22 protein-coding genes are annotated in these 25932 nt (G+C 57.3%); 3 read left to right on the forward strand and 19 right to left on the reverse strand.

All coding sequences use genetic code 11. The features are described from left to right. Positions 1 to 94: 94 nt before the first annotated feature. On the reverse strand, positions 95 to 646 hold the full coding sequence (locus tag AWB76_RS26065) for a sigma-70 family RNA polymerase sigma factor (protein WP_061163006.1): 552 nt from the start codon (positions 644 to 646) through the stop codon (positions 95 to 97). Positions 647 to 1281: 635 nt separating this feature from the next. Between AWB76_RS26065 and AWB76_RS42765 the strand changes: the two genes are divergently transcribed. After that, positions 1282 to 2835: a methyl-accepting chemotaxis protein gene (locus AWB76_RS42765; RefSeq protein WP_061163007.1), complete on the forward strand. Its 1554-nt coding sequence runs from the start codon at positions 1282 to 1284 to the stop codon at positions 2833 to 2835. Between the two features lie 551 nt (positions 2836 to 3386). On the opposite strand, the gene AWB76_RS26075 is transcribed toward AWB76_RS42765, so the two are convergent. The 6 genes from AWB76_RS26075 to AWB76_RS26100 all read right to left on the reverse strand — a co-directional run bounded on the left by AWB76_RS26075 (position 3387) and on the right by AWB76_RS26100 (position 8737). After that, the gene (locus AWB76_RS26075; protein ID WP_061163008.1) at positions 3387 to 4082 is read right to left on the reverse strand and encodes a substrate-binding domain-containing protein; all 696 of its coding nucleotides are present in this window, start codon (positions 4080 to 4082) and stop codon (positions 3387 to 3389) included. A 13-nt stretch (positions 4083 to 4095) separates the two neighbouring features. After that, positions 4096 to 4779, reverse strand: coding sequence for a 4-carboxy-4-hydroxy-2-oxoadipate aldolase/oxaloacetate decarboxylase (gene ligK / locus AWB76_RS26080; RefSeq protein WP_061163009.1), 684 nt, complete (start codon positions 4777 to 4779; stop codon positions 4096 to 4098). Between the two features lies 1 nt (position 4780). Continuing rightward, positions 4781 to 5806 carry an amidohydrolase family protein gene (locus AWB76_RS26085; RefSeq protein WP_061163010.1) on the reverse strand — a complete coding sequence of 342 codons (1026 nt, stop codon included), beginning with the start codon at positions 5804 to 5806 and terminating at the stop codon, positions 4781 to 4783. A gap of 200 nt (positions 5807 to 6006) precedes the next feature. Then, entirely contained in the window at positions 6007 to 6975 is a 969-nt protein-coding gene (locus AWB76_RS26090; RefSeq protein WP_061163011.1) for a PDR/VanB family oxidoreductase, read from the reverse strand. Positions 6976 to 7104: 129 nt separating this feature from the next. Continuing rightward, positions 7105 to 8433: a Rieske 2Fe-2S domain-containing protein gene (locus AWB76_RS26095; RefSeq protein ID WP_061163012.1), complete on the reverse strand. Its 1329-nt coding sequence runs from the start codon at positions 8431 to 8433 to the stop codon at positions 7105 to 7107. 58 nt (positions 8434 to 8491) lie between these two features. Then, positions 8492 to 8737 carry a hypothetical protein gene (locus AWB76_RS26100; RefSeq protein ID WP_061163013.1) on the reverse strand — a complete coding sequence of 82 codons (246 nt, stop codon included), beginning with the start codon at positions 8735 to 8737 and terminating at the stop codon, positions 8492 to 8494. 104 nt (positions 8738 to 8841) lie between these two features. Here AWB76_RS26100 and AWB76_RS26105 point away from each other — a divergent pair, with 104 nt between their 5' ends. Beyond that, positions 8842 to 9786 carry a LysR family transcriptional regulator gene (locus tag AWB76_RS26105; protein ID WP_061163050.1) on the forward strand — a complete coding sequence of 315 codons (945 nt, stop codon included), beginning with the start codon at positions 8842 to 8844 and terminating at the stop codon, positions 9784 to 9786. 187 nt (positions 9787 to 9973) lie between these two features. Here AWB76_RS26105 and AWB76_RS26110 read toward each other — a convergent pair whose 3' ends face one another. From AWB76_RS26110 to AWB76_RS26135, 6 genes are all read right to left on the reverse strand, one after another. Then, entirely contained in the window at positions 9974 to 11275 is a 1302-nt protein-coding gene (locus tag AWB76_RS26110; protein WP_061163014.1) for a dicarboxylate/amino acid:cation symporter, read from the reverse strand. Positions 11276 to 11443: 168 nt separating this feature from the next. Continuing rightward, on the reverse strand, positions 11444 to 12652 hold the full coding sequence (locus tag AWB76_RS26115; RefSeq protein WP_157696225.1) for a porin: 1209 nt from the start codon (positions 12650 to 12652) through the stop codon (positions 11444 to 11446). 363 nt (positions 12653 to 13015) lie between these two features. Then, complete coding sequence (locus AWB76_RS26120; protein ID WP_061163016.1) at positions 13016 to 13966, reverse strand: Gfo/Idh/MocA family oxidoreductase; 951 nt, start codon at positions 13964 to 13966, stop codon at positions 13016 to 13018. After that, a complete protein-coding gene (locus AWB76_RS26125; RefSeq protein ID WP_061163017.1) occupies positions 13966 to 14808 on the reverse strand; it encodes a class III extradiol dioxygenase subunit beta in 843 nt (280 codons plus the stop codon). The genes AWB76_RS26120 and AWB76_RS26125 overlap by 1 nt, the downstream gene beginning before the upstream one ends. Beyond that, positions 14801 to 15208 carry a protocatechuate 4,5-dioxygenase subunit alpha gene (gene ligA / locus AWB76_RS26130; RefSeq protein ID WP_061163018.1) on the reverse strand — a complete coding sequence of 136 codons (408 nt, stop codon included), beginning with the start codon at positions 15206 to 15208 and terminating at the stop codon, positions 14801 to 14803. The genes AWB76_RS26125 and ligA overlap by 8 nt, the downstream gene beginning before the upstream one ends. Then, the gene (locus tag AWB76_RS26135) at positions 15205 to 16122 is read right to left on the reverse strand and encodes an amidohydrolase family protein (RefSeq protein ID WP_061163019.1); all 918 of its coding nucleotides are present in this window, start codon (positions 16120 to 16122) and stop codon (positions 15205 to 15207) included. The genes ligA and AWB76_RS26135 overlap by 4 nt, the downstream gene beginning before the upstream one ends. A gap of 111 nt (positions 16123 to 16233) precedes the next feature. Here AWB76_RS26135 and AWB76_RS26140 point away from each other — a divergent pair, with 111 nt between their 5' ends. Then, positions 16234 to 17157, forward strand: coding sequence for a LysR substrate-binding domain-containing protein (locus AWB76_RS26140; protein ID WP_061163020.1), 924 nt, complete (start codon positions 16234 to 16236; stop codon positions 17155 to 17157). Between the two features lie 1097 nt (positions 17158 to 18254). On the opposite strand, the gene AWB76_RS26145 is transcribed toward AWB76_RS26140, so the two are convergent. The 6 genes from AWB76_RS26145 to AWB76_RS26175 form a co-directional block, all read right to left on the reverse strand. Beyond that, positions 18255 to 19124, reverse strand: a complete 870-nt coding sequence (locus AWB76_RS26145; protein WP_157696226.1) for an alpha/beta fold hydrolase — start codon at positions 19122 to 19124, stop codon at positions 18255 to 18257. A gap of 286 nt (positions 19125 to 19410) precedes the next feature. Continuing rightward, positions 19411 to 20184, reverse strand: coding sequence for an alpha/beta fold hydrolase (locus AWB76_RS26150; RefSeq protein WP_061163022.1), 774 nt, complete (start codon positions 20182 to 20184; stop codon positions 19411 to 19413). 1487 nt (positions 20185 to 21671) lie between these two features. Continuing rightward, the gene (locus AWB76_RS26160; protein ID WP_061163024.1) at positions 21672 to 22616 is read right to left on the reverse strand and encodes a tyrosine-type recombinase/integrase; all 945 of its coding nucleotides are present in this window, start codon (positions 22614 to 22616) and stop codon (positions 21672 to 21674) included. 47 nt (positions 22617 to 22663) lie between these two features. Further along, positions 22664 to 23401 carry a nucleoside 2-deoxyribosyltransferase gene (locus AWB76_RS26165; RefSeq protein WP_061163025.1) on the reverse strand — a complete coding sequence of 246 codons (738 nt, stop codon included), beginning with the start codon at positions 23399 to 23401 and terminating at the stop codon, positions 22664 to 22666. Positions 23402 to 23495: 94 nt separating this feature from the next. After that, positions 23496 to 24956: a methyl-accepting chemotaxis protein gene (locus AWB76_RS26170; RefSeq protein WP_279616454.1), complete on the reverse strand. Its 1461-nt coding sequence runs from the start codon at positions 24954 to 24956 to the stop codon at positions 23496 to 23498. Between the two features lie 114 nt (positions 24957 to 25070). After that, positions 25071 to 25559 (reverse strand): chemotaxis protein CheW, encoded by a 489-nt coding sequence (locus AWB76_RS26175; RefSeq protein ID WP_061163027.1) that lies wholly within the window; start codon positions 25557 to 25559, stop codon positions 25071 to 25073. Between the last annotated feature and the right edge of the window lie 373 nt (positions 25560 to 25932).

Consider the following 25932-nt stretch of genomic DNA (forward strand, 5'->3'; position numbering starts at 1 on the left):
GTGTGGACCAACCCCGACGCGCGAACGCCGCCCAACGGCCGCGTGAACGCCGCGCGTCGCCTGATTCGCGAGCAGACGGATGAGGCCTCTGTTTCTATGGCGCGCCTCGTAGCAGACGGGCGGCGAGCGCCTTGAGGCCGCGATGTACGCCGACTTTCACGGCCGATTCCGAAAGCCCCGTGATAACAGCGGTTTCCGTCACCGACAGTCCTTTCAGTTTCATATGCACGATGGGCAGACGCTGCTTTTCAGGCAGTTGCTCCAGCAGTTTGCCGATATCGCGACGTGCATGGGACGGTTCGTCGTCAGTTGCAGCGAGGATATCGGAGAAGTGGTCGATCGAATCGTGCAGCGGTTCGTGATGCGCACGCGACCGAGAGGTGTCCACCAGCTTATAGCGGGCAATCGCGTGCAGCCACGTGATCAACCGTTCGTCCGAGCGGTACGTGTGGCGCGCGTTATGCACCGCCAAAAGAATTTCCTGTAGCAGATCCTCCACGTCGTTGCGATGCCGTGGGTCGCGTCCGCGCAGGAAGGCGCGTAAGTGCCGCGCCAGTATCAGCAGGAAGCCGCGATAGGCGTCTTCGTCGCCGTGGAGCCCGCATATGAACAGCGCTGTCAGATGGCTTTCCGTTTCCTGGGACATGATGCGGGCATCAGCAGGACGGGTGGACGAGGAGCGTCTAAGCGAGGCGTACAACTGCGGACGCCGGCCGAATTTCAAGTAAGTGCTTGAGAATAGCCGACCCTGTGCGGCGTAGCAATAGTTGCACTGTTTGCAATCGCGCGCTCAGGTCCATCGTCGGTGTCTCTCCGCGTTTCCTCGGCTTCCTTTGGCATCGGCGAAGTCCCATGAGGCGAAAAACTCACTTCTGAGAACTCGTTTGTGATGGAAATAGGCGAGCGTCCGGAAGCGTAAGCTTAGAAATCTTTCTTGCGCACTACGTAATATTTGGCGCGCTACGTTCCAATCAACAGCAAGCAGCGCATGAGAGCGGCGTCGTAACGCGGTGGGTCATGGGCGACAGCGCCATCGAACCGATCGCCGGAGGCGGAGACATTCACCACGTCCCTAACGCCTAGTTGATCGTGTCAGCCCTCCTGCCGGATTTATCTTATACGCGTGTACGTTCAATATTTGCATAACAGCTATGTCGACGACACTTCGCATCTCCCTCTAAGTTTGTCTTGGTCCTGTCGATATACAAAGGGTCACGCTCTCTTTCGCGGAACCTACGCGACACAGTTCGCGCCGTTTCACCCAGAATCAAACGGATATCAATGAACAATCTAACCATTCGTGCGCGGCTGGCGCTCGTCATGACCTTTCTGACATTTTTCCTCTGCCTTTGCGTAGGATTGGGGCTCTATGGAATGAGCGTAATTTACGACTCTGCGAAGGACGTAGGGACGAATTCACTTCCCGCGATTGATGCTTTAGGCACCTCGGAGGTGTATCTCAACCGGGCAAGGGTGCTCCTAGACCATTATGCGCTGGACCCGGAAGGCGCGAGTGCGGGCAAACTTCAGGAGCGGGCTCAAAAGGCGCTCGCCGATTCCGACGAGTGGTATGCGAAGTATGATGCGATCCCTCGTGACCCCGAGGAAGATACTCTCGCGAAAGAGGCTGCGAAAAGTCGCGCGCAGCTGCGTAGGGCGTATGAAGCATTCGCAGCGGCCATTGACAGCCACGACCGCGCGGCAATTATGCAATTCGTCGGAATTGAAGTACCGAGAACATACGAGCGGACAAGCGAAGCTTTTCGAAAGCTTAGGGAGTTCCAAATGGCGGACGCCGCGCGCCAGGACGCCGCGAACCAGAGGGAAGTGTCAGTGTTCCGGACGCTCGGCGTCTTTTCGCTGCTGTGCGGAATTGGAGGGGCCATTTTGGCATTCGCTCTCCAAAGCCGTTCGATTTTGAAGCCGCTCAATCAAGCTCTCCGACACTATGAGCACATTTCTTCCGGTGATTTGACTCGTCCGGTGAAGATTGTCCGGCACGATGAGATGGGGCAATTGCTGGCTGGCGTAGCTGCGATGAAAGAGAGGCTCGCCAGTACCGTTGGCGCGGTTCGAACTAGCAGTGAAGCGATTGCGAGCGCGAGTAAGCAGATCGCCGCTGGGAACACGGACCTATCGTCCCGCACTGAGCAACAAGCGGCCTCACTGCAAGAAACCGCGGCTAGCATGGAAGAACTAACCGTTACTGTGAAGCAGAACACCGAGCACGCAAACCAAGCAAGCCGCATTGCGACCGAGGCCAGCGCCGTCGCGCGCGAGGGTCGTGTGATCGTAGGTAAGGTTGCCGAGACAATGAGCGACATCGAGGATAGCTCGAACCGCATTGCAGACATCATTGGCCTAATCGAGGGTATCGCCTTCCAGACGAACATTCTGGCGCTCAATGCCGCTGTTGAGGCAGCTCGCGCCGGAGAACATGGCCGTGGCTTTGCGGTGGTTGCCAGTGAAGTTCGGAGCCTTGCGCAACGTTCCTCCACTTCATCGAAGGAAATAAAAGAACTTATTGAGACGTCTGGTGCAAGAGTTGAGGCTGGATCGAAGCTTGTCGCTAGTGCAGGAGAGACAATGGAAAAAATACGCGACGCGATTGCGCGTGCCAGCGACATCATGCATGACATTGCTACGGCATCGCACGAGCAAAGTCGCGGCATCGAGCAACTCAATCAAGCGATATCGCAGATGGACGAGGTAACGCAGCAGAATGCAGCACTGGTCGAAGAGGCCGCAGCGACCGCCGTCTCGATGGAACAGCAAGCCTCGTATCTAAGCGCTGCTGTCGCCGTTTTTCGCATTGGGGAAGCACCGTCGACGTAGGCCCCGATTGGCTTTCTCCTTGGCATTGCTCCCTTTGGACCGAAAAGCGCTGATCGCGATAAGCGGGACGGGTCGTTTGCCGAGGACGTTCACTCTTGGACGTCAGCGTGTTGAGACACCTTGATAGACGCTTGGTTGCAGCGCTAGCCGTCGAGTAAGCTACATGCAACACGGACACTTCGATCCACGCCTCGGTGCAGTTGGATATACCGTGGCCGATGACGAAACGGCGTATCTCAAAGATTCAGGCGTCACCAGGGCCTGGAATCACCGACTAATTGCTCGGCAGCTGGTACCAGGGTAACCCCGGCGCTCGATGACGGACGCGCGGCAAACTAAAGTGTATCTGCGGCGACGAATGATAGAGCGGGCAAACCGTCGACAAAAGCGCGTCCCTGCGCCGTCCAACGTCGGCGTCACGAAGTCAGCCGTGGCATATGTGGCTGCTCATGCAAGAAAGCGCGACCGCTGGAGCTGGGCATATAAGTGAGAGGGAGAGTGGGTGCGACGGCGATGACGAAGCGTGTGTGTCTGCCGACATAATTAGATCGCTAAGCCGGTTCCATCCCGTGGATCCGCTTCGTGCTCGCGCTTTCAGGCGAGGCAATGTAGGCGAGAAATGCTTTTGCTGCTTCCGGTGCTGTGCAGCCAGATGTGATGGCGGCACTAAAAACGGTGGTCAAACCGACCGGTGAAGGCAGCGGCCAAAGCAGGTCAATACCCTCAATGTCCTTCAGTTCGCTGAACTGCTGAAAGCCGATATCAACCTCACCGCTTGCTACCAAAGAGCCGACCGGCGTTCCTGGCTGCGCCTGCACGAGTCGTGGCCGGCGCATTTCGGTTTCCCCGTCGGCCACGCCCCAGCGGTGGAGTAATCGCAGCACATGTGCACCGCTGGGCCCGGTTGAGTACCCAACGGAACTGGCGCACCGCACTGCATCGCGAAGCCCCGCTTCGCTGCTTACATCAGGTGCGGAAGCGCCGGCCTTCACGGCAACCGCCAACGAGGAGCGGACCACTTCAACGAGGCTAGCGCGGTCGATTCGCCCAGCATCTGCGAGAGGCGACATAGCGTCCGATGCCAGGATGACGATGTCGAACAGTTCGCCGTTCAGCACGCGCTTCGCCGCTTCTACCCCGCCCACCGATTCGATCGCGACGCGCGATGCAGAACTTACCCGATATTCCGCGGCGAGAGCATTAAGTAGATTGCGCGTCGCCATCGATGAGATGCAGGTGAGTGTCATTATCTTTCCGCCGTCAGTCGATATAACGTAAGCCGGCCTTTTGCAGCGGCTCCCGCATCTTGTACATATCGAGGCCAAGCACGCCGCTCAATAGCTTCGCCCGCTTCTCTTCTTCGAGCGCCTCGCGTGCGATCGCGTTGTCGAGTACTTGCTTCGCCATCGCCGACGGCACCACGACGACGCCATCGTCATCGGCGACGATTACATCGCCCGGCGTGGTCATCGCGCCCGCGCACACCACCGGAACGTTCACTGAGCCGAGCGTGGCTTTCACCGTGCCCTTCGCGGAGACGGCACGGCTCCAGACGGGAAAGTTCATCTCCGTCAGAACCCGCACATCGCGCACGCCGCCATCGATGACGAGCGCCCGCGCGCCGCGCGCTTTAAAGCTCGTCGCGAGGAGGTCGCCGAAGAAGCCATCGGTGTTCTCGGTAGTGCAGGCGGCCACGACGATATCGCCCGGGCGAATCTGTTCGGCCGCAACATGCAGCATCCAGTTGTCGCCCGGTTGCAACAGCACCGTAACGGCGGTGCCGCTTGCCTGCGCGCCGCTAAAGATCGGCCGCATATACGTCTTCATCAGGCCCACGCGGCCCATTGCTTCATGCACAGTTGCCGATCCGAGCGCCCCGAGCCTCTGCGCGGCATCTGCATCCGCGCGATCGATGTTGCGGTAAACCACTCCAAGCTCGTACATATCAACGCCCCTTTGCTTTAAGCGCGGAATCCAGGCGCGGATAGACACGACGGGCGTTGCCTTCGTAGATCTTGTAGCGCGCTTGCGGCTCGATGCTTGCCGCCTCGATATACCGCTTCGTATCGTCGAAATAATGTCCCGTTTCAGGATCGATGCCGCGCACCGCGCCAATCATCTCGCTCGCAAATAGAATGTTATCGACCGGAATCACGCGTGTCAGCAGATCGATGCCCGGCTGGTGATAGACGCAAGTATCAAAGAAAACGTTATTAAGAAGATAATCTTTCAGCAAAGGCTTTTTCAATTCTTGCGCAAGTCCGCGGAACCGGCCCCAGTGATAAGGTACTGCACCGCCTCCGTGTGGAATGACGAAGCGAAGCGTCGGAAAATCTTTGAAAAGTACCGACGTCAGGCACTGCATGAATGCAGTCGTATCTGCGTTCAAATAATGAGCGCCGGTCGTATGAAAGCATGCATTGCAACTAGTACTTACATGGATCATCGCCGGTATGTCATATTCAACCATCTTCTCGTAGATCGGATACCAATAGCGATCGGATAACGGAGGGCTTGTCCAGTGACCTCCAGACGGGTCCGGATTCAAATTAACAGCGACGTTCCCGTACTGCTCGACACACTTCACCAGTTCGGGGATGCTTGTATCGACGTCGACGCCCGGACTCTGGGGAAGCATTGCCGCCGGCGTGAAGTTGTCCGGAAACAGTTGACAGACGCGATAGCAGAGCTCATTGCAAATCGCAGCCCAGGTACTGGAGACCTCGAAGTCTCCAATGTGATGTGCCATGAAGCTCGCGCGAGGACTAAAAACGGTCATGTCGAGGCCGCGCTCTTTCATTAACCGTAGCTGGTTGGTCTCGATTGACTCACGCAGTTCGTCGTCGCTGATTCTCAACTCAGATACTTTTGGCATTTCTGCCGGGTTTTTGATGCCGGCAATTTGCCGAGTGCGCCACAACTCTAACGCTTTGGGCGCGGTCGTGTAGTGCCCGTGAATGTCGATAATCATCGCTACTCCGCTTGAAGTGGATCGACCCATACATAGGGCGCCCGTTCGACGCCCGAGTAGTACGACGGCATGGGCGACGGTGCCGCTTCGTCAACGAAGCGGCTTGCCTGGGCCAATTCCACTAACTTATTAAGTTTCGAAACCCTCGTGCTCGGGCAACAGTCATCGAAGCCAAAGACAACATCGTCGATTGCATTGCCTTAGATATCGAGGGTTATGCCAGGCGATTTCGAACGTGAGATGCAGATTGCCATGCAGTCGCCTTGCGCTTTCTCGGCAGACGTCAAAAAGCAATCGCGGTGGTCAGGCACGCCTTCCAGTACCGTCGTGACGCAAGTACCGCATACACCCTGTTCGCACGAGGTTTCCACTTCAATTCCTCGCGCGCGGAGTGCGTCGATGATCGTTTCATCGGCCCCCACGTCGACCGTCACACCGCTTTGTGCCAGGGTTACTTGAAAGCTACGACTTCCGACCATCGCTATCGCCTGCTCTGACGTGCCAAAGTACTCAAGGTGCACTGCGTCGACTGGCCAGCCTGATTGCGCCGCAACCTCTTGGACGGTGTCCATGAACGGGCGCGGTCCACAAAGATAGAGGTGCGTGTCCCCGGACCGGACGGAAAGCGCGTCCCGCAGCGCTTCTGCGACCGCCTCCCGGTTTAATCCAAGAAACATGCGGCATGACGTAGACAGCGCGCCACTCTCGAGTTCATCGCGAAACGCAACGTGCTCCGACGAACGGCAGAAATAGAGCAGCTCGAAAGACTGCCCCTGTGCGTTTAGCACACGCGCCATACTTATCAAAGGGGTTATGCCGATGCCGCCGGCAACAAGAATGCTGTGTCTCGCGTGCTCGGCCATCGGAAAGTTGTTGCGTGGTAAAGAGATCTCCAGTTCCGTACCGACATCTAGGTCTTCGTGCACCCACTTGGAGCCGCCACGCGATTCCGGCTCCCGCTTGACAGCGACAGAATAGCTAGCAGGATCGTCATGCGGTCCACACAGCGAATATTGGCGAATCAAGCCTGGCCCCATATGCAGATCGATATGCGAGCCGGGTTGGTACGTGGGAAGCTGAGCTCCATCAACCGCGCTCAGCGTGACTAGACGGATGTCTTGCGCGATCGGCGACACGGAAGTCACCCGCACGAGGATTGTATTGGCCATCGCATTAGGGTCCGTTAGAAACGATGCTACCTGCTATTTACATTCGGGATATCGATCCCTGGCGCGAAGCTGCGCGGATGGCCCGCACAATCACGAAAGGTCAGTGATCAAGCGGGCACCTATCGCGCGCTATTCGGTGACACCCTTGTTGTTCAGAGCAAAGAGCGTTGGATCACTTGCATAACGTGCGCAGAACATCTCTTTTGATTCAGTCGACTCAATCTCGCCTGTGACGACGACCAGGTCGGTGAACTGATTCTCGGATTCAGCGCGCACGACGCCTCTCGGATCCCGACCCTCCGCCACATCTTTTGCACCTTCGTCGAGCATGCGTCGGGCTCGCATGATGGCGATATCAGAGGAAGAAAGATGCTCCCCGGTCTGATCGTGAATCGTTCCTTGCGACTGAGTGATCGCAATATCGTGGACAGAAAAACACTCACCCAGGCCCAGATAGGCCTCCCTCTTCATCGAGTCACGATCTTGCGAATACAAATCGCGTTTGTCCCGCCGCATGCGGTCGCCTTCTGCTTTTTCGGATTCGTATTGCTTAGCAAGCGCTGCCTTGTCGAGTTGACCGCTTCGATGAAAGATAAATTCCCAGCGCCAGTGATGTTCGTCGTCGATGGGCACATCCCAGAGCATCGTGAGTCCGCCCTCGCCGAGGTAGCCCTCAAAGCCGCCAACGGCGCAAGCATTAGGCATTACAAAGTTGGTAATGCGAATTGATGAGCGATCGGTTCCGTCAATCTTGCGGAGCGTGTAGAGCCTCACTCCAAAGCGTGTATCTTCGACGGCAAGTTCGGGCCGAGCTTGGTTGGCGAATACGCCCCAACGCGCTTGCATGTCGGAGCTAGTCAACTCCAACTGGTGCAAATAGGATGTGTGGACCGGGTCGATGTTGCCCTCGCTGGCTTGCATCCAGTTGCAGTCGCCAAACCAGCGCGTCGTGTAGCGAAATTCGTCGCCGCCTGCGAGCGCCGGATAGTTTGGGAAAAGCGGCGCCTCGCCGGGACCCATATATGCCCAGAATGCTCCTCCGGCCTCATGAATCGGATAGGACTTCATTCGGATGCGGTCTTTCGCTGTCGGCGACGCTTCGGCCGGTTGATCGAGGCATCGCCCGTTGACATCGAACAGCCAGCCATGATAGGGGCAGCGGATCCCGCCGTCTTCAATGCGGCCTAACGCGAGATCTGTGCAACGGTGAGCGCACTTTCGGTCAATCAGACCTACTTTCCCTTTGTCGTCACGGAACAGTACAAGGTCTTCGCCCATGATGCGAATCGGTTGTGGCGCTCCGTCTTTTGGCAATGAGTCGCTGGTCGCCACCGGTTGCCAATAGCGCCTAAGCAGTTCACCTGCGGGAGTCCCGGCATTGGTCTGCGTCAGATACTGATAACGATCAGCGCCTCGGGGGCGCGGTTTTACTACGATCGGCTGCGTCGGGGTTTCCATGCAGTGTCTCCTATGTAGGTTGCGCTTCAGTCCGTATAGCCGGACGAATGCGTCAGTATTAGCTGTCGTCGGAAATTAGCCGACGACGGTTTGCCATGAAGGGGAAGGCAACGACAACGACAACTGCTGCGCCGATGTAACCGAGTGAAAGGCGCCTTACAAACGTGGCGGCCTCAAGGGCGTGCACGTCCGTATCAAAGATCGCGTTTACAAAAGTGCCGACTAGACAGGTCAAAAACGAACCAAGAAGACCTGTCCCGATGACAGCGGCGCTGTGCTGCCACAGCTCAAGTAAACGTCGCATGTCGTTACCGCCTTAAGTTCATGAGTGTTAAGATATATCGATACCAGACAGTTTAAAACCGGAAATTCGACATAGCTGTTATGCATATATCGGGGGTACACGGCATGGAAATCAGGCAACTCCACAACTTCTCGCGCATCGCAGAGGTTGGAAATTTGACGCGGGCGGCCTCGCTCCTAGGGCTCACCCAGGCAGCGTTGAGCCGTCAGGTTGCGCAACTCGAGGCTGAGCTCGGGACTGTGCTATTCAAACGCAACGGCCGCGGCCTTGTGCTGACCGATGCTGGCCAGCGGCTCTTGGCGCATGTGCCGATCATTCTTCGGCAAATTGCTGCAGCAACTCGCGCCGTTAGGGGGGACGAAGGTCCGGTTCAGGGGACGCTGGTGCTTGGACTGCCGCCGAGCTTAGCGCGCACGTCGGTTGTTCCACTTATCGACGCGTTCCGAGAGCGGCTCCCCGCGGTAACCCTGCGCACTGTTGACGGCCTGTCGGCCAATCTGGTTGAGATGGTGGAAAGTGGAAAACTCGACTGCTCGGTCGTATACAATCAGCCGCCCAGCGATCTGGTCGAAATGCGACTGATTTGCGAGGAGGATCTCTACCTCGTGTCAGGACCGGCGGCGGGCGATAACGGAAAGGCGCCACCCCGCACGCTTGCCCTTGCGGACATTGCCCGCTTGCCGCTCGTAACCGCAGGAAACACGAATGTTATACACGTGGCGCTAGCGACTGCGATGGCAGCAGTTGGCCTGGAGCCGCAAGTCGCGCACGAGATCGAAAATCTCTCCGCAATTCTGGATCTAGTTCAAAGAGGCTACGGAAGCTCAGTAATTCCTTTAAGCGGAGTTCACTCGTGCATCGGAAATCCGGAACTGACACTGCATCGCATAGGCAAACCCTCAGCCCTGCGGTGCAGCCTCTCGGTCTTAAGACCCGTTCGTACGCTCGATGACGCGCTTATCGAACAAGGCACCTCGCTTATAAGCGAGGTTGTCCGTCAGCAACTTGCTGTGTTCCACGCTAATGTCGAAAGAAGCATCGATGCTTGACGTAAAGCAGTCAAGCAGTCGATAACCGTAGCGCATCTTTATGCGATCCTGTTCTCGCCGTGCTTGCTGGCTGTCTTCGTTGGCGCCACGGATCTTGAGAGTGACGTTGTAGGCCGCAGCGGCGGCAAACCGGTCCGCCGGGCAGCGCGGTGGGAGAGACGCACGAACCTAGACAAGAAAGCGGGAACTACTCGGCGCGCTGCCGCGACAACACCGCTTCCAGCATCGAGCGGTCGAGTTCTTTCTCCCAGGCAGCGATCACGAGCGTGGCCACGCCGTTGCCGATCGTGTTCACAATTGCCAAGCCCGTACCCATGAAGCGATGAATGCCGAGAATCAGCACCATCCCTGACACGGGAATCACCGGAAAGACGAGCAGAGTAGAGGTCAACATAACGAACGCCGCGCCCGCGATGCCGCTCGCACCCTTCGACGTGAGCATCGCGACGCCGACGAGCGTGAGTTGCTGCGCCAGAGTTAGTTGGACGTTGAACGCCTGCGCGATGAACAGCACGGCCATCGAGAGGTAGATATTGGTGCCGTCAAGGTTGAACGAGTAACCTGCCGGAATCACGAGACCGACGACTGACTTCGAGCAGCCGATGCGTTCCAGTTTATTCAGCATTTGTGGCAGCGCCGCTTCAGAGGAACTCGTGCCGAGCACGATGAGAATTTCCTCGCGGATATAGCTCATAAATCGCAAAATATTGACACCGAGCATGCGCGAGATCGCGCCCAGCACGACAAGCACGAACGCGGCGAGCGTCATATAGAACGCACCGATAAGTTTGAGCAAGGGGATCACGGCGTCGACCCCGAACGTGCCGATGGTAAAGGCGATCGAGCCGAACGCCCCAATTGCGGCCACCTTCATAATGATGTGCACGACGCCGAAGAAGGTATTCGCAGTCTTGTCGATTAGCTCAATCAACGGCTTACCTCGTTCCCCGAGCGCTGCCAGCGATGCCCCGAATAGCACTGAGATCAGCAGAATCTGCAGCACGTTGCCGGTTACGAACGCGCTGATGAAAGTGTCAGGAACCAGATGTAGCAGGAAGTCAACCGTGCTCTGCGCTTGCGCGGCTGTCGTATAAGCGCTCAACTCCTTGCTATCGATCATCGCCGGCGTCAGGTCGAAGCCGCTGCCCGGCTTGAATAGATGACCTGCGACAAGCCCGACAACAAGCGAGAACGTCGATACGATCTCAAAATACAGCAATGCCTTGCCGCCGACGCGCCCAACTTTCTTCATATCGCCCATGCCGGCTATGCCCACCACGACCGTACAGAAGATGATAGGTCCGATCACCATCTTGACCAGCTTAATAAAGGCATCGCCGAGCGGCTTCATTTTTACCGCGATCGACGGCGCAAAGTGACCGAGTAAGATGCCTAACACAATGGCCACGAGCACATGAAAATAGAGTGCGCGATAAAAAGGCTTCTTCTGGCGTTGCGCCCCTGACGTCGCGGTGGCTGCATTATTCACGCTGTTCCTCCACGCGGCACGTATATGTTCCGAGGGTCTTCATCTCCTCCAGGCCGCCGATCTCCAAGGGCGTACGCGCAAAAAAAGTAGGTGTCGAGAGCGCACCTCTGTAGGCGAATGGCCAGAAAAATAACTTCATATCTGTTGCGCCCTCGGGTTTGCCTGAATTTAAAATTTCTCTTGAAGGCCCAAGAGCACGCCGGTTTGTTTGGCTCCGGCGACCGTGAAGTAGCCCGCACCGACGGAATAAGAGGCGCGGCTGTTGTTCTGCATAAAGCCGAGCATGGTATAGACCGACGTTCGCTTTGATAAGAGGTACGTCGCGCGCATGACGTACATGTTAGCGTTCTTCTGATCCGTCGTCGTAATTCTGGACACTTCACCGGCCAACTCAATGTCTGGAGCCGGCATATACGATGCGCCTCCGTAGAAAATGTTTGTCTGATAATCGGTCGCAGTCGTGGTCTTCCGGTGAATCATGCCGCCACGCAATGCGACAGCTGCGAGTTGCACGTACCCACTGACCATGTAACGAGTTGTCTTCTGATGCGAATTAGCGAGGAGCAGCGGCATGGATGGATCGAATGAAACGCTCCCGGGCAACAAGCCAGGTCCACCGCGTAGGTCGTCATAGACGAACTGCAAGCCAAACTGCGGGCCCCAGTAACCGGCGAGCGCCGTTATTTGCCTGCACGATGTCGGACTACCTGCAACGTTGCCCGGACAATTCGTTGCTCCGGGGTTATATGCCGCGCCTCCGTTGACCGCGGCGCTTCCTGTGGCTACCGCCGCATCACGACCCGAACTATACGTGCCCCCTAACACGAAATGGCGGAATTCGGCGAGATAACTCAGCGCGTTATCTGAACGCGCGCTCGGGAGATACGGGTCTAGCGACGCCAACGAATAAAGAGCCGGTCCGATGACTGTCGACCTTAACAAGGCAATGTACGTCATGTTAATTTGACGACCCGCACGAAACGTCCCATAGGGCGTTTCGAGTCCCACCCATGCGGATCGTCCAAACAGCCGATTTCCTTGTTGGAGGCCACCGGTATTCGGCGCAAAGCCATTTTCCAATTCGAAAATGGCATTGAATCCTCCGCCAAGCTCTTCTTTGCCGCGCAATCCCCAACGTGACGGCAATGCAGCCGAGATTGATGTCATCCGGACGGCAGAACCAGAAGCCGCAGTCTGTCCAGGCGCAGTCGCGGCTTTATTTTCCCAGTCCACGCCAACGTCAAGAACGCCATAGAGGGTCACCGAGCCTTCCGCGCGGGCGCAGAGCGACACGAGTAGCATGGCGACCGCTAGCGTCGCTCTTACAGTACTTTTCATTTCCTGAATCCCTTGATAGGAGCCGTCTTTCCGGGTCATCGTTCTGCGTATGACCCAAGCAAACATATCTGAACGTGGCGCGCAGGCGACCCCGTAGATCCGACCGAACCTGATTCAGCCGGGGACCTTTGAACAAGCTACGCGCATCTCAGACCTCAATTTGCACTGCTGCATGCCGTTTTTCCGCCATTTCATTCGCCGAGGCGGTGTGCTGTGAGTGGGGGCGTCGATTATTAAGTGGCGGGGGCGGGTGATAGAAGGTTGCATAATGTTGTCTCCATAATTTTAATTTTTGATTCACTTCGCTTATTGACTCCGGGGAACGAAAGTCTGAGTTTTCGACGCACTGCGTTGTCAACGAGATAAATATTTTAGTTATACTTCGATCTCGATTTGCCTCCCTCATGTAAGCGTCATTTCGAGCCTTTGTAGCATTCGATAACATGGCAGCACGCCCGCGACGCTTGCGTTTGGCATTCGAGATTCTCGAATCGCACTGAAAAACTCATGATCTTGCCGCGTAATCCCGCTTAGGATCGAATCCTCATGACCGAGCTCGATGTTGTTCCCGTTTCCATCGGTCAAAGCGTCATTGCGCGCGATGAATGTAACGCCATCGCCAATATAACGAAACGTTGACCCTTGCGGCCCAGCGTTGTTGAAACTCAGGGATAAAGTACACAACGCCCCACTCGTGCTCTTCAGCTGAATCGACATATCAAGCGCGATCTGTAGCGCTGGATCGATCGGTCCTTGCAGCAGGTTCGCTTCAATCACGTCCTCACCTGTCTGGTATTGAAACAGATCAACGGTGTGAGCGGCGTGATGCCACAGTAGATGATCTGTCCAGCTTCGCGGCTCCCCGAATATATTCGTGTTCGAACGACGCAGAAAATGCGTTTGCACGTCCAACTGACGGAGCGAGAACTGCCCCGCAACGATGCGGTCATGCAACCAGCTGTGGCCCGCATTGAACCGCCGGGTATGCGCACACATGGCGATCAGTCCAGTGCGCTGCTGCCATAACGCCACTGTTTCAGCATCGGCTAGGGATTGTGCCAAGGGAATTTCGACCAGGACATGTTTTCCCGCTTGCAAGCATGCGATCGCTTGCTCTGCATGTCGCGGCGTTGGCGTACACAGTATCACCGCTTCTAACTCAGGAAGCTTTAGAACGTCGTCTAACTCCCTGTCAACTTGTTTGATGCCGTAACGGTTCGCAATAGCGCGCGTCTTTTCAGTCTCTTTGTCCACCAATGATATTATTTCGACATTTGTGGATTCCGAAAGCGAATCGAGGTGCTGTATTCCGATAGCGCCCGCGCCCGCCACTGCGACCTTTAGCGGTTTCATCACGCGTCCTCGAACACTAGCAGGCCAAAAGCGGTATTTGACGCTGGCACATGATAGAAGCGATAGACTTGACGGACCTGCTCATTGAGCGCACCACGCATGACAAGCCACATGATAATCTCTAGACCTTCCGATCCGGCTTCGCGTAACAGTTCGGTATGCCCAATTTTCGCGAGGGTTGAAGGGTCGTTATACATCCCATCGAGCCACTTCTCGTCGTAGGCGCGATTAATCAGGCCGGCGCGTTCGCCTTGAAGCTGATGGGACATTCCGCCCGTTCCAAAAATGGCAACCTTAACATCCGGTCCATAGGAATCGATCGCCCGGCGCAGCGCCTGTCCGAGCTTTAGACAACGTAGTGCCGTGGGTTGAGGATACTGAATTACATTTACACATAACGGAATTACTTTGCACGGCCATCGCTCGGTTTGGCCGAACATCAGCGATAGTGGCACAGTAAGACCGTGATCTACTGTCATGTCGCCGACCATCGCCACATCAAACTCGTCGTTCAATACGAGCGACTCGGTGATGTGCCATGCGAGGTCCGGGTCGCCTTCGCAAGAAGGTACTGGCCGCGGTCCGTACCCTTCGTCATGCGGCGGGAACTGTTCTGCTACGCCAATGGCAAACGTAGGAGTCAGGTCGAGCCCGAAACGCGACGCGTGATCGTTATAAACCACAATAACCACATCGGGCTGGACAGTTCGGATCCATTCGCGTGCTGGCTCCACGCCGTCGAATAACGGTCTCCAGTACGGTTCCTGTGTTTTTCGATGATCAATTGCGGCGCCGATCGAGGGCACGTGTGAAGTCGCGATACCGCCGACGAATTTAGCCATGTTTCCATTCCTCCACACTGCGATTGCCCTGGATCTGACGGCCACCGGCAGTCATCATTGCGCGGAAATCTTCCACCGACATTCCATCGGCTGACATGGCGGCCCCTACGTGCTGCATAGTCAGCCCATCAAAAATCGCGAGCTTAAACGTGTAATAAATGTTCCCGCCTAAGCGCAACATTTCTAGCCAATTCCGATCAAGCACAGCGCGGCGTTGGTCGTCGGTTAATTTATAGTTGTCGAGATACGCCGACTCGTCGGCGCGGAACGCTGCTCGATTTGATTCCTGGTCGAGCGACTTGCAGAACATGTTCAGTGCGTATCCTGCGCGGCAACGCGCCCCGTCAAACACGTAGGTGCCAGGGATTAGCTGATAATCGCGAGCGGTGTCTGTGTTCATTCGTTGCCCCAATAAAGACGGGTGGGATTGTCGACGAGCAGCTTTCGCTGTAGCTCTGCTGTGGTAGCAATCTGTGGGATGTAGTCCACAAGCAGGCCATCATCAGGCATGTGATCTTTGAGATTTGGGTGAGGCCAGTCGGTGCCCCAGAGAACGCGGTCAGGGAATGTCTCGACGAGACGCTTAGCAAATGGAACCACATCCGAATAGGGATGCCGTTCCCGACCCAACGCCGGCTTTCCCGACACAGAAAGCCTTTCCGGGCAGCTGACCTTGGTCCATACATTGGGACGTTCGTGCATAAACCTTACGAATAACTCGAACTCTTCCCCATCGACGGCTTTTGAAACGTCCGGACGCCCCATGTGGTCGACCACCACATCGGTGGGTAACCCGGTGAAGAAATCCCATAACTCAGGTAGATCCACCGCCTCGAAGTAGACAACGATGTGCCAGTTCAGCTTGGCAACGCGCTCCGCAATTGCCATCAAGTCGTCTCTAGGCGTGAAGTCAACCAGGCGCTTGACGAAGTTGAATCGGACGCCGCGTATCCCCGCGGCGTGTAGCTTTGCGAGTTCTTCGTCGCTGATGTCCCGTTCGACCGTTGCGACTCCGCGTGCCTTGCCTTTCGCAGCGAGGCAGGCGTCAACCAGCGCACGATTATCTGACCCATGACAGGTCGCTTGGACAATCACATTGCGCGCAAAGCCCAAGTGATCACGCAAAGCGAAGAGTTGATCCGCAGTCGCCTCGCAAGGGGTGTATTTGCGCTGCGGAGCGTACGGGAAGCGATCTGGCGGACCGAATACATGACAGTGTGCATCGACCGCACCCTCGGGCAACCGAAATTGGGGACGGGACGGGTTGGAATGCCAGCCCAGCCACCCAGGGGTCTTCGTGAAATGGTCGCTCATCGTCGCCTCGTCATGTCATCTAGCTTGTATTCTTTGGCATTATCTGCCATTCTTCAATGACAACTCCGGCATATCAGATATGCACGGGACGCAATTCTAGGCGGGGGAGATATGGAGCTGCGACAGCTAGAATTTTTTGTCCATGTAGCGGAATTGGGCAGTTTCACTCGTGCTTCGAACTTCCTGTCGGTTGCGCAGCCAGTACTCAGCCGGAACGTACGGGCGCTAGAGGTGGAATTCAGGCAGGTGCTGCTTGAGCGCAATGGGCGGGGAGTGACCTTGACCGAGGCCGGCAAGCGGTTTTTGGAGCACGGCCGCAGCGTCCTCGCCCAGATCGAACGAGCGCGTCTAGACATGGAGGCAGGCCGTGGGGCATTCACCGGCCGGCTTGTAGTGGCGCTTCCGCCAAGCGTCAGTCATGCGCTCACAGCGCCGTTGGTTCGGGCTTTCCGCTCTCGCTTTCCAGGCGCGACGCTTTGTGTGCTAGAGGGTCTGTCTACGAACATCCTGGAGTGGCTGACTATCGGACGCGTTGACTGCGCGGTGGTCTACACGGTCCCTACATCAGTGGGCGTGGACCTTGTGCCTGTACTCAATGAGCAACTGCATTTGGTATCTCGGCGGAGTGACCGAGACTGTCCAGAGCCCGCTGTTTCCAACGACATTAGCCTGGCTGAAGTGGCCAGAAAGACTCTTGTGATGCCAAGCAGGCCGCATTCCATTCGCATGCTAGTCGAAGGAACAATGGCCCAAGCATCGCTTAAACCACAAATCGAACTCGAGATTGAGAGCATTCCCGCGATCCTAACGCTTGTATGTAGCGAGGAACTGCATGCGATCCTTTCGTTGAAAGCGGTTCACTTGAGCGGACGGATAGACGACTTCACAGTTCGTCCAATTCGGTCACCGACTTTGGAAACAATGCTATGGATCGCCACGTCGGCTCAACGGCCTCGTGGACCGTTGTTGAACCAGGTCGTACCCATGCTGCAAGATCTATTACTCGATCTCTGGAGTATCAAACAATCGGTCTAGTTCATGCGGCCGTTAGAAAAAGTGCATGAGCCGGCCCGACCGAGGTGGCCTCGGTAATTCGGACAGTTTTTTAGGGTTCCTCATTGGAGCGTCTGGGCGAGGCCGACCAGAACTTGATGGCTGCGGCTCGATCGGGACCGACTCGAGTCCTTGGTGGCCGGTACACAGGTGATGACGCAGATGGTACGTTCGGGCATCGCGAGACGGTGTCCACGTCCGTCGAATGCTTGCGCACACCTCGCTCAATGCCGCCGACGGCAAATACGTCGCGCTGAAATCCAAGTTCCTTCGTCCAGCACGGTGAGCCCCAAAAAAAAGCCGACACTTTCGGGTCGGCGAAAAGGCTCTGGAGAGCCCCTGAGAGACTGGATTTCCCTTTGGCGGGATTTCATCCTTCGTTGCTTGTTGGTCAGGACACAACGCTCATCGTCAAGGATGACAATGTTGTGCGGTATCTGGAGTCCGTCGGACTAGCCGCTATGCACATTCGATGTGCCACAGTTGGTACACCTACTTGTTCGACGCACATTTCTGCGATGATCATGCCAGCCGGCGCCAAAGAGTGCGACCCTCCGGCGGTTCACGCACCGGTACGAGCGAGGACGACGCGCGCGGCCGGGCATCGGGCTGCGTGCGCTTATCTTATTAGCGCCACAACGAGTCCTATGCAGCCAACGCAGACGCGTCACCATGTTGTCAGTCCTCGTCTGTTTGGCGTTAACGGTCATCGCCCCTGACGATGCCCGGGCGCTCGGAGGTAGAGTGGCTGTCGTCGGATGTTGCTGAGGCTGATCCGACCGTCGCTTGCCCAAACCAGCCAGCGCATAGTCGTTGTGCTTCTTGAAACGCTCGAGAGGCGGTTGCGATCGACGACGGAGACACAAACAACTTGCAACGATAGGTCGACGGGTAAGGCCAGCGCGTCGGCTCAGGGGCCTTCCGGGCCGACGCCGACCGAATCCGTTCTTCAAGCTAAGAAGCGCCACCGTCTGGAGGCACCGACGAAGCTCATCCGCGAACTTGGCGCACGCGTTGACTACTACAGACGATCGCGCGAATACGACAACGAGACCCTTCCGCCGACCGAAGAAAGTAGATCACACAATTTGTAGGAGCACTTGTGTCACCTCGTCCGCATGCGATAGAAATGCTGAATGGCTACTGTCGATGCTTTTCTGGATATAACGATTCCGCGGAGTTAGCTCATCGCCTTCAAGGATCATCTGATCCTGTCCCGCGAGCGGAATCGCATTGTCATTCGTGCACCGAATATAGGCTCGTGGGACACTGCCCCAACGCCCGGCGGTCACGGTCGCGTCATCCGCAAGCCCGTGTAATGGCTCATCCGGCGTCATCAAATTGAGCGTCGCCGCAACCGCATTTTCAGTGGCGTCCTGAAAAAGCGCGTCCTTGGCATTAGACGTGTACGTAGAATCGTTGGAGTTGGGGTTAATTCGGGCGGCGCCCAATCGCGATGGGTCACCGACGAAGAGCGGCAAGAGCTTGGACGCGACGAAGTTGGGTTGGCTCAGATAGTCTAGAACCGATGGCTTTCGAACGGGAGCGAAAGCTGTGAGGTACACCAGTCGCCTGATCAGGGATGGTTCGGCTTCAGCGACGGCATTGAGCGTGACACCGCCCAAGCTGTGGCCGACCAAAATTACTGGGCCGCTTCCTTTGCTGACCAACCCGTTGATGATTCTGAGAACATGATCGCGATAGTCTCTAAGTGTGATTGTTGCCAACGGTGAGACCTCAGTGCTTAGGCTCGCGGGGCTCTGGGGGGTAGTCAGGTAAGCGGCGGGAAACCGGGCGCTTATACCATGTCCAGGCAAGTCTACCGCCACTGCGTTGTGGCCTTGCTGAGCTAAAAGCCTGACCACTTCGGCCCAGCACCAGCCACCGAACCATGCGCCGTGCACGAACACGAACGTCGATTTTCTCTCTTCTGCTTGAGCGCTGCTCACGCCCAGTGTCGCTAGACTTGACCCGACTACGCCTGCTGACAAATCTGCTAGGAACCTCCTGCGCTTCATCACTGACCCTCTCCATTAAACGTTGCATGGACCGTCAAAACTAGACAGCTCGATAGAGTGGGACGCAGGGCCGTTACATTACGGAGTCCAGCGGCTATGCACCGTGACCATAACTGCGTTAGACACAGCTACCGCTCGCTTTGTGACTCGCGCGTTAGCGCGCGAGGCGGCGAGGTCTTTCGTCGTCGCCTACGCCCAGTACCGAAGTCAAACACTTTTATACGGCTTGTTTCGCGGCCCTCGGAATCAGGTTTGTAATCACATCCGGGTGGGAGATCAAAGACAAGTGACTTGCCTCGATTTCGATGGTGGTCGCGCCCATCCGCTTAGCCATGTAGCGCTGAAGCCCGGGGTTGATTGTCCGATCCTGAGTAGACACCGCGTAAAAGCTCGGTTTCGAGCGCCATGCCGCATGCGCGGTTTTGCCAGCGAGAAGGTCCTTGTGGAACGGCACTTGCACTGCAAAAAGCTCCCTTGCTTTGGCGATTGGAAGATCTCCAGCGAAATCGCGCAAAAAGGCTTCCTCGGTCAAGCGCCCCTCATCGCCGTCGAAGACGATTCCAGCGGAAGCCGGAGGGGCCGGGAACGTTTTTGCAAGCGCCGTGTAGTCTTCCTCTGCGTCTGGCGCACGCGCTGCCACATACACAAGTGCCGTCACATTAGGATTCGTGCCGGCCTCGGTCACAATCATCCCCGAAAAGGAATGCCCGACGAGGACAGTGGGACCGTCCTGCCTCGCCAGCACACGCTGCGCGCTCGCAACTGCGTCGGGGAGTGTAGTCAAAGGGTTTTGCACGGAGGTGACGTTGAGTCCTGCCGCCTGTAGTCTAAGAATCACCTCGGACCAACACGACCCGTCGGCGAATAAGCCATGAACAAGTACGACGTTGCGGGCCCCGGTAACTGCCGGCTGTGTAGCGTTAGCCCGCGCCGCAAGCGCCGCAGTAATGGCGCCGGCGACCATGCCTGTCGTGAACTTACGTCGGTTCATTGACGGATCCCAATAAGGAATATCAAGAGCGGCCCCGGGACGGCATTTTTTTGACCCTTCAGCAGACGGATCGTTATAGATCCCTGCTAGAGTTTCGGGGGCGGGGCTGCCAAGAGTACCAACACCGACGATAATGGTCGCAAAACGAGGTTCGCAAGGCCAGTCCCGGGTTCCTGCGCGCTTGCCAATATATCGCGCGGCCGCCACGGTCTGTTAGCCCGGTTCAGACATAACTGTTATCTCGTTTTTATCTAGCCTCAAGAGTTCCCTTAGCCCGTGGCGCTGTTGCACTGATTGGTCGCGGCTTGATAATGGCTCTGCTGGTCGTCTTTAAGTGAGTAGCGACAGCGGGGCACCATTGGCTGCGCTTCGAGGCGGAACGTGCCTTGGCTAGGTGGCCCAAACCTTAATTGCAGTCCTTCGATGCACCGGCAGCGGTGAATTCGGAGAGCACTGGTTGTTCTTGGTGAATGGCGATGAGCGTCGTACGGTGTCTCTAGTCAGTCGCGCAAGGGCCACGATATACGGTTGAGGCGGCTGCCCTGGCATCGATGTCGACGAAGAGGGCGACGTTGCCGCCGACGCTGTCTCGCGACCGGACAGGGAATTCGCTTGCGATAGCGGCCGCTTTCGAGACTTTCCAGTCTTGGCGGGTGACCGCTGCCGGCGTTGTTATTGAGGACCTCAGATTTCAACGGTCGACTTTTCGCCAACCATCCGGCTCTTGCTTGCCGTCACCCCCGCCTCTAATCGGCGTGGAAGCCGGCACGTTCAGAGAAGCGATGGGCGTCACTGGGAGTCCGCGAGATAAGAAGCATGGGTGGCAGAACCGTTCGGCCTCCGGTATCAACGCCTTCCCGTGCCGGTCCCTCAGAAATCTCGTTGAACTACGAGATCCTCGACCACCGCAACGGCTGGCCGGCGTACATTGCGTCCATACATAGCCTAATTAGTACGGTCCTGCGCACGTCGTCCGACGCGTGTGCACGGGCCTGGGGTTCCGCGACGCGCACGTCGTTGTCCTTGACCAGTCGGTGGTACAACGACCCAACGGCGTGTGCGCCCGCACTTTTCGCTGTTCGGAGACCGGATGAAGGGAACGTCGCTCAAGGCCAGAGGCAGAACAGCGTCGACAACGAAGGCGTCATCAGGGATGTGTACACGGTGACCGCAAAGGGCGCTCTTGGCAGTATGGACGCCACAAAAACGAACGCGCGATTTTCCCTCATTTCGTCGGAATGGATGAAGCGAGTTCATCACAAATGAGCCGGTGGGGACTACCCTGGTTCATCGCGCGAAGCGACATCCAAGCCGGCCTCTGAGCTTGACGTGCCGACCACGTGCTCTTCAACCCTTCAACCATGCCCGCCAACACGCGGAAACATGGTGCATTTTCCTGGCCGCACGACCCATATCGAACGGGAACTGACCCTCTGACGTCATCACTAGGCCGTGCGCAAATGTCGCTTGTTGGACGCCTGGCAGCGTTATGCGCCGTTAGACCTGTTCCCATGGAGCATCACGCCAACATCAACCGTCTGCCGCAGGCGGGTAGCGGTGCGATGGCTCGACAAGCCCATGAGATTGCTCACTTGCTCGTTGGTCTTGCCGGCGAGGATATGCCGTCGCCCGAACGTGTTTCTGAGTAAGCGCGGGCTCTCGTCAGCCGCCGACAAGTCCGCACGGCGTAGAGCTATGCGGACACATTTCAGCATCGTATCCGGCAGCATCGGCTTGCCGCCAGCCGTGGCGATGAACAGCCATTGCGTTGGCGACTGAATGCTGCTGCGCGCTTCGTGATAGCTGCGCAGTACGTCGATGGCGAAGGCATCGATCGGAACCCGTCGTGCAATCCGCGGCCCGTGCTTGTCGACGAAGACAGTAGGGCGCTCGCCATGCGTATCGAGGTCGTCGACGCGCAACAGCTTGAGTTCGGCGGCCGTGACCCCTGACGCGAGAAATAGCGCCACGATCGCCGAGTTTCGCAGTTCCTTGAACGCCGCGCCCTCGGTTGCAACGCACACCGCTTGTAGCCGTGCATCGTCTTCCGATGAGAGATAGATCGGCGTCGGCTCGTCTTGTGGCCAGCTCTCATTGACCAACATCTGTGCCGCCGGATTGTCACCGCGCAATTGGATGTTCACGAGGTGACGCGTGAACCGGTCGATGAGCTTTAGATAGCGCAGGCGTGTCGTCGTGCCGGGAGCGCAGTCCTGCGCCAGTTCGGCGAAGAATCCATCAATGTGATCCGCCCCGAAGCTCGCCACCGTCGCACGGTGCGCGATCAGATAGTCGTTGAAGCGCGAGAACATCGAGCAGTGCTGGACGATCGATTGGTCGGCGAACGCCCGGCGATCGGAGCCGGTGGCTTCTTCTCGTTGCCATTGGACGTAGGCGTCGTTCGGTGCAACAAGCCAAATATCGTCAGACATAGAACTCGATATACTGAAATTCGCTCAACTCAAACCCTACAGCGAAGCTAACGCTTCGCCAACCCCGAGCCACCAACGCGGTAGCTGCCTTCGACGACCTCGCTTCGAATGGCGTCGAGGCAAGCAGCCGGTCCGCCGACAACAAGCTGAGCCGAGCATGCCAGCATGAGATTTACGGTTAGGCCAAAGTCTTCGATGAGGTAGCCGCCAGCACAAAACCCGCCCTCGCTCCCGATCGCGGCTGCCTTCACGCGCTCAACAAGCGTCTCTCCGCTGGACCGATATGCCCATATCGGCTTTCCAAGCGCGGCCGCAAAGCCAACCTCAAAAGCCGTCCCGCTGTCTGGTTCACCCGACCCGCGAAAGTCATCGAGGTTCGCCATCGCGATATCGGCCGACCGGATCAGTTCGATGTTCGCGGCATATATCCATCGAGCAGCGTCTTGCCGTTGAAGGGAGGAGGGCACTTGTCCGTCGAGTGGATAGAGGCCAACGAAGCGGCGATCGCGACAGAGCTGCTTGAGGTGCTCGCCGTGTTCCTTCGCGTCGCGGCGGAACACGTCGAATCCGGCTAGGTAGATGCGCGGCTCGCTCGCGGCTCGTTCGATTGGCAAAGGAGACGGGTCGATCCTTCCTTCGCGGACCCGGCGTTTGATCCGGTTCAGCTGCTTCTTGACAGCCAAGGCGCTCTTGCTGAGACTGTTTGCGATCTGCTCTACCGGTAAGCCTTGATCGAGCAACTCCATCACGGCGCGCTGCGACTTCGTCGGATTTCTTTTGGGCATCGGTTCGTGGCTTCTACTGCAGGGCTATTGGAACGCCTATGAGCTTACCAACAACCCCACGTAGTCAAGTCCGCCGCTCCCAGTCCTTGACGATTTAGGCGGCAGTCGTCTTGAAGACGGCCATCGTCGCGCGCAGCGTTTCCGCCTGATCCTGCAGGGAACCGGCAGCGGCCGCCGCCTGCTCAACGAGTGCGGCGTTCTGCTGCGTCACTTCGTCCATCTGGCTGATCGCCTGATTCACCTGTTCGATGCCGCGACTCTGTTCGTTCGATGCAGAGGCGATCTCGTCCATGATGTCGGTGACCTTCTGGATCGCTGCGCCGATCTTGGTCATCGTCTCTCCGGCTTGCCCGACCAGTGCGGTGCCAGTGTGGACGCGCGAACTGGACGCCTCGATCAACTCGCGAATTTCCTTGGCGGCAGTCGAGGAACGTTGAGCGAGACTGCGCACTTCGCCAGCGACGACTGCGAAACCGCGCCCCTGTTCGCCGGCGCGCGCGGCCTCGACCGCAGCGTTAAGCGCGAGGATGTTCGTCTGAAACGCGATGCCTTCGATCATCCCGATGATCTCGGCGATCTTGTGAGAGCTTTGCTCGATCTCAGCCATCGTGCCAACGACGTTCGTGACGATTGTCGCGCCTTCCTGGGCAACGTCGCGTGCATTCCCCGCCAAGCCGCTTGCCTGACGTGCGTTTTCGGAATTGTGCTTCACGGCCGCAGTCAACTCTTCCATGCTCGCGGCTGTCTGTTCGAGCGACGCCGCTTGCTGCTCGGTGCGTGACGACAGGTCTGTGTTGCCGACAGCGATTTCACGGCTAGAATTGGCGATCGCATTAGCAGACGTCTTCACACTGTCAACGGCTGACAGCAGTTGCGTGCGCATCCGGGCCATCGAATACATGAGGCTGGAGCGGTCGTCCGCGGCGGTGGCCACGTCGACGGCGAGATTGTTGTCTGCGATCTGATTCGCCACTTCCGCTGCGTATGCCGGCTCCCCGCCCATCGACCGGAGAATCCCGCGATTCAGGCGCGACACTACAACGCTCAACACGACCGCAATCACCACGAGCACGCCGAGACTCCATTCGAGGGATGTGTAGAACGCGGCATTGATGTCGTCGATGTAGACGCCGGTGACGACTAGCCAGTCCCACGGCTGATACATCGAGACATAGGACATCTTCGGCAGGATCTCATTGGTGCCGGGCTTCGCGAACGAGTAGTACGTGTAGCCCGCACCCTGACGCTTGCCCACATCGATAAGGTCTCGATACAGATAGACGCCGTTAGGGTCTTTAAAGTCCATCATCGTCTTGCCAACGAATTCGGGCTTCATCGGATGCACAAGCACCTTCGCCTGCGAGTCGAAGACGCTGAAATAGCCGTTGTCACCGAACCGGATATCGCGGATCGCGTTGAGCGCCCCTTGCTTGGCCTGGTCCTGCGTCATTGCGCCGGTGTTTGCCTGCTGCGCAAACTCACGAATGATGCTGTTTGCGACATCCGTGGCGTGCTTAATGCCCAGCTGCGTCTGTTCCGTGCGGATCGAGCGCATGCGAAACGCGTCGGCAACGGAGATTCCTGCGAGGCATACCAGGCTAAGCAGCAGAGGCAGCCAGAGTTTTCTGGAGAAAGGTCATGTCGTTGGCGTGTTGGTTTGTTGGTGTGCTTAGGCAGTGGCGCTTTCAACCAGCGCCATTTCTTCGCTCGTCATGAGTTTCTCGATGTCCATCAGAATCAACATACCGTCGTCGATCGTCCCGATCCCTGTGATGTAGTCCGTGCTGACCGTGGAATTGAATGCGGGCGCTGGTCGGATCTGCTCGGCCGTGAGCGTCTGCACGCCCGAGACACCGTCAACGACGATGCCGACCACGCGGCCCGCGACGTTGAGCACGACGACAACCGTCTGGTCGTCGTAGACCACTCGCTCCAACTCGAACTTCTGGCGCATATCGGCGATTGGCACAATCACGCCGCGCAGGTTGATAACGCCCTTGATAAACACCGGCGCGTTTGCAACGCGCGTCACCGAGTCATATCCGCGAATTTCCTGGACTTTCAAGATGTCAATCCCGTACTGCTCTTGCCCCAGGTTAAAGATGAGGAACTCTTCGCTGCTCGCCTCTGGCGCGCCGTGTCGTTGATCGGTCTTCATTCTGAATTGGCCTCATGTTTTATTCAGGCAGGGCGCTCGTGTGCAGACGCTGCTAACTACCGGACAACGGCATGCTGGATAAAAACTGAACCATAAACCCGATATGTTCGTTGGCGCTTGGCGACGGTGTGTGCGTCTAGGTTGATGGGGGGGCTTGTTGCGCCGCGACTGGAAGCCGCGCGTGGGCGGCAAGAGGTTCGCCCCCCGCCGTCCATTGCGACGCCGGAGTGCTGGCCAATTCCGGGCTGGTTTGCCGAATCCCGTTCTTTTGCCTTCCGTGCTGGATCGCTTTTCCACTACAAAAGTGCCTTTCTGCAGCCGATATACACGAACCGTCGTCTATCGAGAAGCGGCAGGCATGCGCGGGGCGCGC

This window comes from Caballeronia temeraria, from assembly GCF_001544795.2.
GTDB classification, from domain to species: domain Bacteria; phylum Pseudomonadota; class Gammaproteobacteria; order Burkholderiales; family Burkholderiaceae; genus Caballeronia; species Caballeronia temeraria.

Excerpts from the sequence above, each read along its gene's own strand:
- AWB76_RS26085 (WP_061163010.1), bottom strand. The coding sequence starts at position 5,806 with ATGATTATCGACATTCACGGGCACTACACGACCGCGCCCAAAGCGTTA.
- AWB76_RS26165 (WP_061163025.1), bottom strand. The coding sequence starts at position 23,401 with ATGCCCAAAAGAAATCCGACGAAGTCGCAGCGCGCCGTGATGGAGTTG.
- AWB76_RS26115 (WP_157696225.1), bottom strand. The coding sequence starts at position 12,652 with ATGACCCGGAAAGACGGCTCCTATCAAGGGATTCAGGAAATGAAAAGT.
- AWB76_RS26175 (WP_061163027.1), bottom strand. The coding sequence starts at position 25,559 with ATGAAGACCGATCAACGACACGGCGCGCCAGAGGCGAGCAGCGAAGAG.
- AWB76_RS26075 (WP_061163008.1), bottom strand. The coding sequence starts at position 4,082 with ATGACACTCACCTGCATCTCATCGATGGCGACGCGCAATCTACTTAAT.
- AWB76_RS26125 (WP_061163017.1), bottom strand. The coding sequence starts at position 14,808 with ATGGCTAAATTCGTCGGCGGTATCGCGACTTCACACGTGCCCTCGATC.
- AWB76_RS26090 (WP_061163011.1), bottom strand. The coding sequence starts at position 6,975 with ATGGCCAATACAATCCTCGTGCGGGTGACTTCCGTGTCGCCGATCGCG.
- AWB76_RS26065 (WP_061163006.1), bottom strand. The coding sequence starts at position 646 with ATGTCCCAGGAAACGGAAAGCCATCTGACAGCGCTGTTCATATGCGGG.
- AWB76_RS26135 (WP_061163019.1), bottom strand. The coding sequence starts at position 16,122 with ATGAGCGACCATTTCACGAAGACCCCTGGGTGGCTGGGCTGGCATTCC.
- ligA (WP_061163018.1), bottom strand. The coding sequence starts at position 15,208 with ATGAACACAGACACCGCTCGCGATTATCAGCTAATCCCTGGCACCTAC.
- AWB76_RS26095 (WP_061163012.1), bottom strand. The coding sequence starts at position 8,433 with ATGGAAACCCCGACGCAGCCGATCGTAGTAAAACCGCGCCCCCGAGGC.
- AWB76_RS26150 (WP_061163022.1), bottom strand. The coding sequence starts at position 20,184 with ATGAACCGACGTAAGTTCACGACAGGCATGGTCGCCGGCGCCATTACT.
- AWB76_RS26105 (WP_061163050.1), top strand. The coding sequence starts at position 8,842 with ATGGAAATCAGGCAACTCCACAACTTCTCGCGCATCGCAGAGGTTGGA.
- AWB76_RS26140 (WP_061163020.1), top strand. The coding sequence starts at position 16,234 with ATGGAGCTGCGACAGCTAGAATTTTTTGTCCATGTAGCGGAATTGGGC.
- AWB76_RS26170 (WP_279616454.1), bottom strand. The coding sequence starts at position 24,956 with ATGCGCTCGATCCGCACGGAACAGACGCAGCTGGGCATTAAGCACGCC.
- ligK (WP_061163009.1), bottom strand. The coding sequence starts at position 4,779 with ATGTACGAGCTTGGAGTGGTTTACCGCAACATCGATCGCGCGGATGCA.
- AWB76_RS26160 (WP_061163024.1), bottom strand. The coding sequence starts at position 22,616 with ATGTCTGACGATATTTGGCTTGTTGCACCGAACGACGCCTACGTCCAA.
- AWB76_RS26120 (WP_061163016.1), bottom strand. The coding sequence starts at position 13,966 with ATGAAACCGCTAAAGGTCGCAGTGGCGGGCGCGGGCGCTATCGGAATA.
- AWB76_RS26100 (WP_061163013.1), bottom strand. The coding sequence starts at position 8,737 with ATGCGACGTTTACTTGAGCTGTGGCAGCACAGCGCCGCTGTCATCGGG.
- AWB76_RS42765 (WP_061163007.1), top strand. The coding sequence starts at position 1,282 with ATGAACAATCTAACCATTCGTGCGCGGCTGGCGCTCGTCATGACCTTT.